This window comes from Bacteroidota bacterium, from assembly GCA_034723125.1.
Classification (GTDB): Bacteria; Bacteroidota; Bacteroidia; order CAILMK01; family JAAYUY01; genus JAYEOP01.
Window position 1 is genome coordinate 13,718 of record JAYEOP010000608.1, and the last position, 10,278, is coordinate 23,995.

Here is a 10,278-nt window from a genome sequence, read left to right on the forward strand (position 1 = left end):
TATGAAAATCTACCCCCTCCGCTACCTTCGGCTTCGCTCAGGTAGCTCTTGTTCGTTGAGCGAAGCCGAAACGAACTAATATTTAGTTTAATTGTAATACTAAATACTGATTTTTGATTGCAAAAAATAGGGAGAACTTTTTTCTTAATATTGGATGATTTTTAACAGCTTAGCTCTTGGAGTTTACTTGTTCGTTGAGCGAAACCGAAACGAACTAATATTCATTTTAAGTATAATAGTAAATACTGATTTTTGATTGCAAAAAAATAGAGAGAACTTTTTTCTTAATATTGGATGACTTCTAACAGCTTAGCTCTTGGAGTTTATTTGTTCGTTGAGCGAAGCCGAAACGAACTAATATTTAGTTTAATTGTAATACTAAATACTGATTTTTGATTGCAAAAAAATAGAGAGAACTTTTTTCTTAATATTGGATGATTTTTAACAGCTTAGCTCTTGGAGTTTACTTGTTCGTTGAGCGAAGCCGAAACGAACTAATATTCAGTTTAAGTGTAATACTAAATACTGATTTTTGATTGCAAAAAAATAGGTAGAACTTTTTTCTTAATATTGGATGATTTCTAACAGCTTAGCTCTTGGAGTTTACTTGTTCGTTGAGCGAAACCGAAACGAACTAATATTTAGTTTAATTGTAATACTAAATACTTATCTTTGATTTCGGAAAAAAATAATTGTAATTTTGCATTTGATTAAATCATTCATTTAATAAAAAACAAATCAAAGTGAGTAGCTCCTTAGAAAAATATTTCAAAAAGTTTAGAGACAATGTTGTAGGCATTGAAAAAGAATTTGATACACCTTATGGTAAAAAGAAAATGATTTATTCCGATTGGACAGCAAGCGGTAGGTTGTATGCAATAATTGAAGATAAGATTAAAAATGATTTTGGTCCTTTTGTGGCAAATACTCACACAGAAACATCAACTACAGGAACCTTGATGACTCATGCTTACCATGAAGCTAAGGAAATAATAAAAAAGCATGTAAATGCCGACAAAAATGATCTGATAATTACTACAGGTTCGGGAATGACAAGAGTTGTAGTTAAATTTCAAAGGATACTCGGATTAAAATATCCTGAGAAAATTGAAAAATTTGTAAATATTCCTGACGATGAAAAACCGATTGTTTTTGTTACTCACATGGAGCATCATTCAAATCACACTTCATGGCTTGAAACTATTGCTGATGTTGAAGTTATTGGAGCAAACGAAGATGGCTTGGTTTGCTTGGATTGTTTTAGAGAACTGCTTAAAAAGTATAAAGACAGAAAAGTAAAAATTGCCGCAATAACGGCTTGTTCAAACATTACAGGGATACAACCGGATGTTCATGGGTTGGCAAAAATAATTCATCAGCATGACGGTTTATGTTTTGTTGATTATGCTTGCTCCGCTCCTTATGTAAATATTAATATGCATCCTGAAGATCCACTTGAAAAACTTGATGCGATAGTATTTTCGCCACATAAATTTCTTGGAGGACCCGGTTCAACAGGAGTACTTATTTTTAATTCCGAACTTTATACAAACAAAATCCCTGATATTCCGGGAGGAGGAACAGTAGCATGGACAAATGCTTGGGGTGGTAGAAAGTATTTTGAAGATGTTGAAATACGTGAAGATGGTGGTACTCCAGCTTTTTTGCAAACAATCAAAAGTGCTTTGGCTGTGAAGCTTAAAGAAAAAATGGGTGTTGAAAATATTTTGAAGCGAGAGGAAGAAATGCTTCAGATTATTTTTGACAAATTAAATAACATTAAAGGGCTTCATATTTTGGCTGATAATATTCAACATCGGCTTGGTGTTGTTTCTTTTTATTTTGACAATTTTCATTTTAACCTTTGTGTAAAATTATTAAATGATAAATTCGGAATTCAAACACGTGGAGGTTGTTCTTGTGCAGGAACTTACGGACATTATTTGCTTGGTGTTACTAAAGAAATGTCTCAATCATTTACAGATAAAATTGATAGTGGAAATTTAGCTGATAAACCAGGTTGGGTTCGTATGTCAATAAATCCTGTTATGACAAATGAAGAAGTAGAATATATTTGTGACGCATTAAAACAAGTTTCTAAAAACTGTAGTGAATGGAAAAAAGACTACGTTTATGATGAAAAATCAAATGAATTTTATCACCGTGATTGGGGAGAAAAAGAAAAGGGAATAGTAAAAGAGTGGTTTAAAATGTAACTACTCAGGAATTAACATTAAAAATTTCTAAACTGGGGAAGGATATCCCCAATGTGCATATAATACTAAGTTGAAAAACAAAAATACTATCCGATAGTATCGTATATTTGTAAAATATTTTATACTTTTGTATCGGATAAAAAACAAGCAATATGGAAAATATACTTTACAGATACAATCCGTGGTGGGAAAATGATTTTAATAGTGAGTATCTTATTGAAAGAGAAGGGTTAGTTTCTTCATTGATAAATGAATTTGGAAATAATCAAATAGTAATTCTAACAGGGTTGAGAAGAGTTGGAAAAACTTCAATGCTAAAGTTAATAATTAAAAAACTTATTGAAAGTAATTATAATCCCAAACAAATATTTTATTTAAGTATGGACGAGTATTTATTAAAAGACAGCAATATACTCGAAATTATCGAAGCCTACCGTAAATTACAAAAACTTAAAACAAAAGAAAAAATTTATTTATTTTTAGATGAGATAACATTTAAAAAAGATTTTGAAATTCAATTAAAAAATCTTTATGATAATCAGAATGTAAAAATATTTGCTTCTTCGTCAAATTCAGCAATTCTTGAAGACAAAAAAGCTATGCTTACAGGAAGAACAATAAATTATGAAATTCTTCCATTAACTTACAATGAGTATTTAATATTCAAAAAGATTAATATTAAAAAGACAGATAATCATTTACATGAAAGTTATTTTTTAGAATATTTGAAAACCGGAGGTATTCCTGAATTTGTATTAACAGATAATTTTGAATACTTAAAAAATTTGATTAACGATATTATTTATAAAGATATCGCTGCAATACACAATGTTAGAGATATATCAATACTACAAGATTTTTTTCTTTTATTAATGGAGCGAACAGGGAAAAAATTAAGTATAAACAAAATTGCATCAATACTTTCAATATCTTCCGATACTGCACATCGATATCTTAATTATTTTTCAAGAACATATTTAATACATTTAGTAAAAAAAGCAGGAAAAACCAATGAGAGGATACTTTCTGCAAACAAAATTTACGCAGCAGATATTGGCATCAGAAATTATTTTACAGGCTTTAGAGACAAAGGAAGTATATTTGAAAATTATGTTTTTTTAAGAATTAAACATTTAAATCCATCATATATTTATAAAAATAAAATTGAGATTGATTTTATTACAGAAAACAAAACACTCATAGAAGCAAAATTTCATAAAGAGAAGCTTTCAGATAAGCAACAAAAGCTTTTCGATGAAACAGATGCTAATAAAAAATATATTGTAAGAAACGATTCGGATATTACCAAACTATTATTGGGATAAAAAAATTACCAAACGTTATTAATTGCCTGCCTTATTTTTACATTGGAGTATTTTCACAATGCCTAAATGTTGCAATTTAATGCACATGAAGCACAAGGTAAAAGTTCTCCTCTCAATCTTTGATTTACTAAAAATGAAATACGTCCTTTTAATACAGGAATGGAAATTTTTTCAATTATTTCTGATGCAAAAGCATTCATTAGCAGTAATCTTGCTTCCTTTTTATTAATTCCGCGTGAGAGCAAATAAAACATTTCTTCATCATCAAGATATCCGATTGTAGCACCGTGGTTACATTTTACGTCATCTGCATAAATCTCAAGTTGTGGCATAGTATTTATTTGTGCATCACTGGTTAAAAGCAGGTTGTTATTTTTTTGAAAGGAATTAGTTTTTTGTGCATTTTTATTAACTTTTATCATTCCTCTGAAAACACCTTCTGCTTTTTCGTCAAGAATTCCTTTAAACAATTCATTGCTGTTGCATTCAGGAACTTTGTGTTCTATTTTTGTGTAGTTATCAATATGTTGTGCTTTGTCGATAAAGTATGCACCATAAATATTAGCTGTTGCTTTTTTCCCATTAAGCTGTATATTTTGATTATTCCTTACAAGTCCTCCGTTTAATGTAATTGTGTTTGATGTAAAACTACTATTTGCCTTTTGATGAACTTGAATATCAGAAATTATAACTCCAAAGTTGTTTTGATTTTGGATGCGGATTAATTCTACATTTGCATTTTCTTCAACAATTATTTCTGTTACGGAATTAGAAAAACTATTATTGTTTGAAAGTGTATGCTCGCAAATAACAATTTTTACATCAGAGTTTTTTTCTGCAATAATTAAATTCCGTGTTTGAATAAAAGGAGTTGTTAGTGTTATTTTATTTGCAGAGGCAAGATTAACAATCTGAACAGGCTTTTTGTTTTTAGAATTTTCGGGAAAATAACAGAAAACACCATCATGAGCGAATGCGGTATTTAATGCTGTAAATGGATTGTCTGAGTAATCAATATATTTAGCATAATACTTGTCAATTAATTCAGGAAATAATTCTTTTGCTTGGTACAAACTTCCAACTTTCCCTTTGGAAGGTAATTCTTGCATTAACGGTAAAGAGTGAGGATACCAGCCATTTATTAAAGCAATATCATAAGTGTCTAATTGTGTAGCATCACATTGGAAAACATCTTCAACAGGTGAATTTATATCTTTAGGAGGAGTAAATGGTTGTAAAAGCCTGCCACTATTTTCAATGATTTTTTTAATATCGGTAAATCTCCAAAGTTCTTCTTTTGTTGAGGGAAATCCAAGTTTTATAAACTGAGATAATGCATTCTCTCTGATTTTTCTCAGTTTTTTAGAATCATTTTTACCAATCTGATTAATATTGTTTTCATAATCGGAAAGCAGTATCTTTTCTATATTTTTAATTAATGTGTCTTTGTTCATTTTGTAAAAATTTTGGTACAAACAGAAGTTTATTCAGATTATTTTTTTAACCAGTCATATCCTTTTTCTTCTAATTCAAGAGCAAGTTCTTTAGTTCCTGTTTTAACAATTTTCCCATTGTAAAGAATGTGAACTTTGTCAGGTACAATGTAATCCAGAAGCCTTTGGTAGTGGGTAATAACAACAAAAGCGTTATTCGGATTTTTTAATTTATTTATACCATTTGCAACAATACGTAATGCATCAATATCAAGTCCTGAATCTGTTTCATCAAGAATTGCTAATTTGGGTTCCAGCATTGCCATTTGAAATATTTCATTTCTCTTTTTTTCGCCACCCGAAAAACCTTCGTTAACAGAACGATTTGTTAATTCGGAAGTTATTTCAACATATTCCTTTTTTTCTTTCATAAGTTTTAAAAACTCGGCAGCCGATAATGCTTTTTGCTTTTTGTAAATCTTGTGTTCATTAATAGCTGTTTTTAGAAAGTTGGTTATGCTCACACCCGGTATTTCAACAGGATATTGAAAAGCAAGAAAAATTCCTTCTTTTGACCGAATATCAGGTTCAAAATCAAGGAGGTTTTTGTTTTCGTAAAGTACTTCTCCTTTAGTAACTTTAACAATATCACGTCCCGATAGTACGGATGCTAAAGTGCTTTTTCCTGAACCATTTGGTCCCATAATAGCATGAACTTCCCCTGGTTTTACTTCAAGGTTTAATCCTTTGAGTATCTCTTTGCCTTTAATACTTGCATGTAAGTTCTTTATTTTTAACATTTTATCTTGTTTAATTTTCTTTAATAAGTTTTTTATCCTACACTATTTTCAAGTGTAATAGAAAGTAATTTTTGTGCTTCTACAGCAAATTCCATCGGGAGTTTGTTTAAAACTTCTTTTGCATACCCGTTAACAATCAGACTAATTGCATTTTCAGTATCAATTCCTCTTTGGTTACAATAAAATAATTGATCTTCTGCAATTTTTGAAGTTGTTGCTTCATGCTCAACTATTGATGTTTCATTTTTTACATCCATGTATGGAAATGTGTGTGCTCCACAACTATCGGTAAGCAGGAGAGAATCACATTGAGTGTAGTTTCTGCTTTTTTCTGCTTTTTTAGCAATTTTTACTAAACCACGATAACTGTTTTGGCTATATCCTGCAGAAATTCCTTTGGAAATTATTTTGCTTTTTGAGTTTTTTCCCAAATGAATCATTTTTGTTCCTGTGTCTGCCTGCTGATGATTATTTGTTACCGCCACCGAAAAAAATTCTCCATGGCTATTATCTCCTTTGAGTATGGTGCTGGGATATTTCCATGTAACAGCAGAGCCTGTTTCCACTTGTGTCCACGAAAGTTTGGAATTATCACCTTTGCAAATGCCTCGTTTTGTTACAAAATTATAAATACCACCTTTTCCGTTTTTGTCTCCCGGATACCAATTTTGTACTGTTGAATATTTTACTTCTGCATTTTTATTAACAACTATTTCTACAACAGCAGCATGAAGTTGATTTTCATCACGAATAGGTGCGGTACAACCTTCGAGATAACTGACATAGCTGTCATCTTCGGCAACTATTAGTGTTCTCTCAAATTGCCCTGTTTCGGCAGCGTTAATTCTAAAATATGTTGAAAGATCCATTGGACATCTTGAGCCTTTTGGAATATAAACAAATGAGCCATCGGTAAATACTGCTGAATTTAAAGCGGCAAAATAATTATCTCCGGCAGGAACAACAGAACCAAGGTATTTTTTAATTAGTTCGGGATGCTCTTCAATTGCTTCAGAAATGGAACAAAAAATAATTCCTAATTCGCCTAATTTTTCTTTGTAAGTAGTAATTACAGAGCTACTATCCATCACTACATCAACTGCAACACCCGAAAGATGCTTTTGCTCTTCAATAGAAATTCCTAATTTATTAAATGTGTCAAGAAGTTCAGGATCAACTTCATCAAGGCTTTTGAGGTTTTTCTTTTTAGGTGAAGCATAATAGCTTATTGCTTGAAAGTCAATTGTTGGAAAGTTTAAATGAGCCCAGTTCGGCTGTTTCATTGTTTGCCATTTTTTATATGCTTTTAAGCGATATTCCAGAAGAAAGTCAGGCTCGTTTTTTACTTTTGAAATATATCTGATAGTATCCTCACTAAGTCCTTTAGGTGCACGATCCTGTTCAATATCCGTTTGAAAACCATACTTGTATTTGTCGTTAGTTACTTCTTTTATGTATTTATTGCTGTCGTTCATGTATTATATATTTTTCGCAAATATTATAAAATTTCGTAAATGTTGGATTGTTTATTTCAGGATTTGATTTGTGTAAAGTGTTTTGGAATGTGTGGGATTTATTTTGTTGATGAAAAGATAAAAAACATTTATTTTAATTTCTCACCTATTAAGAAGTATAGGGAGCTTCTATAAAAATGATTATTATTTTTATAGAATATCCTTTAATTTTAATAATTCCATAGATTTAGCATGTAAACTCGAAATATAATTATAATCAACAAACTTAATTCTTTTCTTTATTTTTCTAAAAGCATTTCTATTCAATTTATCTAAATATTCTTTTTTTCTATGAATTGAACTTACAATATAAAAATCAGAATAAAAATCTTGCAAATCATCAAATTTTAAAAGAGAATTATGAATATTTGAAGAATGTTCAACTTCAAAAAAACATGAAGGCATTTTCCTTTCATTAAACCAAATTACATCAACTGTTTTTGCTCTTTTTAAAATCTCTTTATAAGTAAACTCAAAAATATTATCTAAATCTGTAATTTCATGCAATGATTTGTTTAAAAACTTTTTATTTTTATCTTGTGGCGGAATATAAGTTTGATAATTTTTCACTTTACCAAGTTCAACTAATAAACCTTGATAATATGAATGATTGAATAACTGTTTGTCAGATTTTGAGTTAGTTTCTTGAATTTTGAATTGTTTCAGTATTAACTCTTTACTCTCTGTTACTGCCCATAAACCAGGTTTTATTTTAAAGAAAAATCTATCATCTTGAACAATTCTTCTAATTGTAGCATAGGGTGTTAATGTTTTCCAATTCGAAACATTTACATACTGATTTAAAAAACCTAGAGTAGCAAAACCTCCATTTTTTTTCATTACTTCAATTACTTGTTCATATTGTTTCATTCTGCTGGGCTATCTATATTTGAAACTTTTGCAATATTATTACTATTTAGTGTCTCTTAGAAAACTCTGCAAAATTTGATAGTTTTCTTAGAGGCACTATTTAATTTCACATCGCAAAGATAAAAAAAGTAAATGGTTATAATTTGTTTTTAAAAAAAATACTAAGGAAAATATGAATTGATTTTAGTAACAATAAAAAAATTATAAAAGCTATATCTTTGCTGGAAATTTAAATATCTAAAAATGCCGAAAAAACTTTTATTTATTGCATTGATAATTATTGTTTTGTTTTCTTGTAATAAAAAACCCAAGGAAAAATCCAATATTGAAACAACAAAAACAGAGGTTGTTGAGCAATTAAAAGTTAAAATAATTAACCAATTTCCTCATGAAAAAAGAAAATATACTCAGGGATTTGAAGTGTATAATGGTTACTTGTACGAAAGTACAGGTTTGGACAACAAAAGTAGTTTGAAAAAAATAAATATTAAAACAGGCGAAGTTGAAAAATCTGTTGAGTTGACAAATTTTTTTGCTGAAGGATTAACAATTTTAAATGATAAGCTTACAATTTTATCTTATAAAAGAGGAATAGCCATAGAGTATGACCTTGAAACTTTTGAAGAAAAAGATGTGGAGTTTACTTATAAAACCGAAGGTTGGGGATTAACAAATAATGGTAGTCATTTGATAATGAGTGACGGGTCTAATAAATTATTTTTTTATAACGCTAAAACTTTCGAAAAAGAAAAGGTTTTGAATGTAAAATATGAAGGCGAACCATTGTATTTCATAAATGAACTTGAATATGTTGACGGTAAAATTTATGCAAATATTTACGGTAGTGATTTTATCGTTGCAATTGATATTGAAAGTGGAAAGGTAATAGCTGATATTGATGCTTCAAATCTGATATGCTCTCAACTGTCAAAGTCTGATCCTGAGGCTGTATTGAATGGTATTGCATATAATAAAAAAACAAAAACATTTTACATGACAGGTAAAAAATGTAACACTATTTATGAAGTCGTTTTTGAATAAATTAAAAAAGTGAAAATGAAAAAATTATCCATAATAATTCCTGTTTATAATGAAGAAAAAACAATTAATCAGTTATTAGCAAAAGTTTGTTCTGTAAAACTTATAAATAATATTGAAAAGGAAATTATTGTTGTTGATGATTGCTCTACAGATAATTCAGGGGAATTGATTAGGGGATTTATTGAAAAAAAATCTGAGGTTGATATTAATTATATCCTAAAGGAGGAAAATTCGGGAAAGGGAGCATCACTTCATCTTGGAATTAGAGTGGCAAAAGGTGATTATTTAATTATTCAAGATGCTGATTTGGAATATGATCCTGAGGAATATAACGAACTTTTAAAACCAATTGTAAACGGTCATGCAGATGTTGTTTTCGGTTCACGTTTTATGGGTGGTAATCCTCATAGGATTTTGTTTTTTTGGCATTCTTTAGGTAATAAAATGTTGACATTTTTTTCTAATATGTTCACAAATTTGAACCTTACAGATATGGAAACATGCTATAAAATGTTTCGTACAGAAATTATTAAATCACTTGACCTTAAAGAAAAGAAATTTGGTTTTGAACCTGAAGTTACTGCCAAAGTTTCAAGAGTGCCTGATGTGAGAATTTATGAAATAGGGATTTCTTATTACGGAAGGAAGTATTCTGATGGTAAAAAAATAAGTTGGAAAGACGGTTTAAGAGCCTTGTACTCTGTGGTAAAATATAATGTTTGGGCGAGAGGTGAGAGATGAGTAATGAGAGATGAGAAATGAGAGATGAGAAATGAGAAGTGGAAGATTAGAGAATGAATGATAGCATAATGACTATTAAATGACACGAACGAAGTGAGTAAATTACAGCGAAGCGAATGACAAGTAAATAACTATTATCAAATAAACAATAAGAAGTACTTAGAGTGCTTAAAGATATGAGGAGTGAGAAGTGAGAAATGAGAGGTGAGAGATGAGAAGTGGAAGATTAGAGAATGAATGATAGCATAATGACTATTAAATGACACGAACGAAGTGAGTAAATTACAGCGAAGCGAATGACAAGTAAATAACTATTATCAAATAAACAATAAGAAGTA

8 protein-coding genes are annotated in these 10,278 nt (G+C 29.8%); 4 read left to right on the forward strand and 4 right to left on the reverse strand.

Annotation, left to right across the window (positions count from 1 at the left end; all coding sequences use genetic code 11):
- The first annotated feature begins 743 nt into the window (after positions 1 to 743).
- Entirely contained in the window at positions 744 to 2,216 is a 1,473-nt protein-coding gene (locus U9R42_15040; protein MEA3497341.1) for an aminotransferase class V-fold PLP-dependent enzyme, read from the forward strand.
- Between the two features lie 152 nt (positions 2,217 to 2,368).
- A complete protein-coding gene (locus tag U9R42_15045; GenBank protein ID MEA3497342.1) occupies positions 2,369 to 3,541 on the forward strand; it encodes an ATP-binding protein in 1,173 nt (390 codons plus the stop codon).
- Positions 3,542 to 3,603: 62 nt separating this feature from the next.
- On the opposite strand, the gene sufD is transcribed toward U9R42_15045, so the two are convergent.
- The 4 genes from sufD to U9R42_15065 all read right to left on the reverse strand — a co-directional run bounded on the left by sufD (position 3,604) and on the right by U9R42_15065 (position 8,158).
- Positions 3,604 to 4,995: a Fe-S cluster assembly protein SufD gene (sufD, locus tag U9R42_15050; GenBank protein MEA3497343.1), complete on the reverse strand. Its 1,392-nt coding sequence runs from the start codon at positions 4,993 to 4,995 to the stop codon at positions 3,604 to 3,606.
- Positions 4,996 to 5,033: 38 nt separating this feature from the next.
- Entirely contained in the window at positions 5,034 to 5,774 is a 741-nt protein-coding gene (sufC, locus tag U9R42_15055) for a Fe-S cluster assembly ATPase SufC (protein MEA3497344.1), read from the reverse strand.
- 32 nt (positions 5,775 to 5,806) lie between these two features.
- Positions 5,807 to 7,249, reverse strand: coding sequence for a Fe-S cluster assembly protein SufB (gene sufB / locus U9R42_15060; protein MEA3497345.1), 1,443 nt, complete (start codon positions 7,247 to 7,249; stop codon positions 5,807 to 5,809).
- 189 nt (positions 7,250 to 7,438) lie between these two features.
- Positions 7,439 to 8,158 (reverse strand): hypothetical protein, encoded by a 720-nt coding sequence (locus U9R42_15065; protein MEA3497346.1) that lies wholly within the window; start codon positions 8,156 to 8,158, stop codon positions 7,439 to 7,441.
- Positions 8,159 to 8,401: 243 nt separating this feature from the next.
- Between U9R42_15065 and U9R42_15070 the strand changes: the two genes are divergently transcribed.
- Together U9R42_15070 and U9R42_15075 are read left to right on the forward strand one after the other, a co-directional pair.
- Positions 8,402 to 9,199 carry a glutaminyl-peptide cyclotransferase gene (locus U9R42_15070; protein ID MEA3497347.1) on the forward strand — a complete coding sequence of 266 codons (798 nt, stop codon included), beginning with the start codon at positions 8,402 to 8,404 and terminating at the stop codon, positions 9,197 to 9,199.
- 15 nt (positions 9,200 to 9,214) lie between these two features.
- Positions 9,215 to 9,940, forward strand: a complete 726-nt coding sequence (locus tag U9R42_15075; protein ID MEA3497348.1) for a glycosyltransferase family 2 protein — start codon at positions 9,215 to 9,217, stop codon at positions 9,938 to 9,940.
- Positions 9,941 to 10,278 lie beyond the last annotated feature (338 nt).

Excerpts from the sequence above, each read along its gene's own strand:
- U9R42_15045 (MEA3497342.1), top strand. The coding sequence starts at position 2,369 with ATGGAAAATATACTTTACAGATACAATCCGTGGTGGGAAAATGATTTT.
- sufD (MEA3497343.1), bottom strand. The coding sequence starts at position 4,995 with ATGAACAAAGACACATTAATTAAAAATATAGAAAAGATACTGCTTTCC.
- sufC (MEA3497344.1), bottom strand. The coding sequence starts at position 5,774 with ATGTTAAAAATAAAGAACTTACATGCAAGTATTAAAGGCAAAGAGATA.
- sufB (MEA3497345.1), bottom strand. The coding sequence starts at position 7,249 with ATGAACGACAGCAATAAATACATAAAAGAAGTAACTAACGACAAATAC.
- U9R42_15065 (MEA3497346.1), bottom strand. The coding sequence starts at position 8,158 with ATGAAACAATATGAACAAGTAATTGAAGTAATGAAAAAAAATGGAGGT.
- U9R42_15070 (MEA3497347.1), top strand. The coding sequence starts at position 8,402 with ATGCCGAAAAAACTTTTATTTATTGCATTGATAATTATTGTTTTGTTT.
- U9R42_15075 (MEA3497348.1), top strand. The coding sequence starts at position 9,215 with ATGAAAAAATTATCCATAATAATTCCTGTTTATAATGAAGAAAAAACA.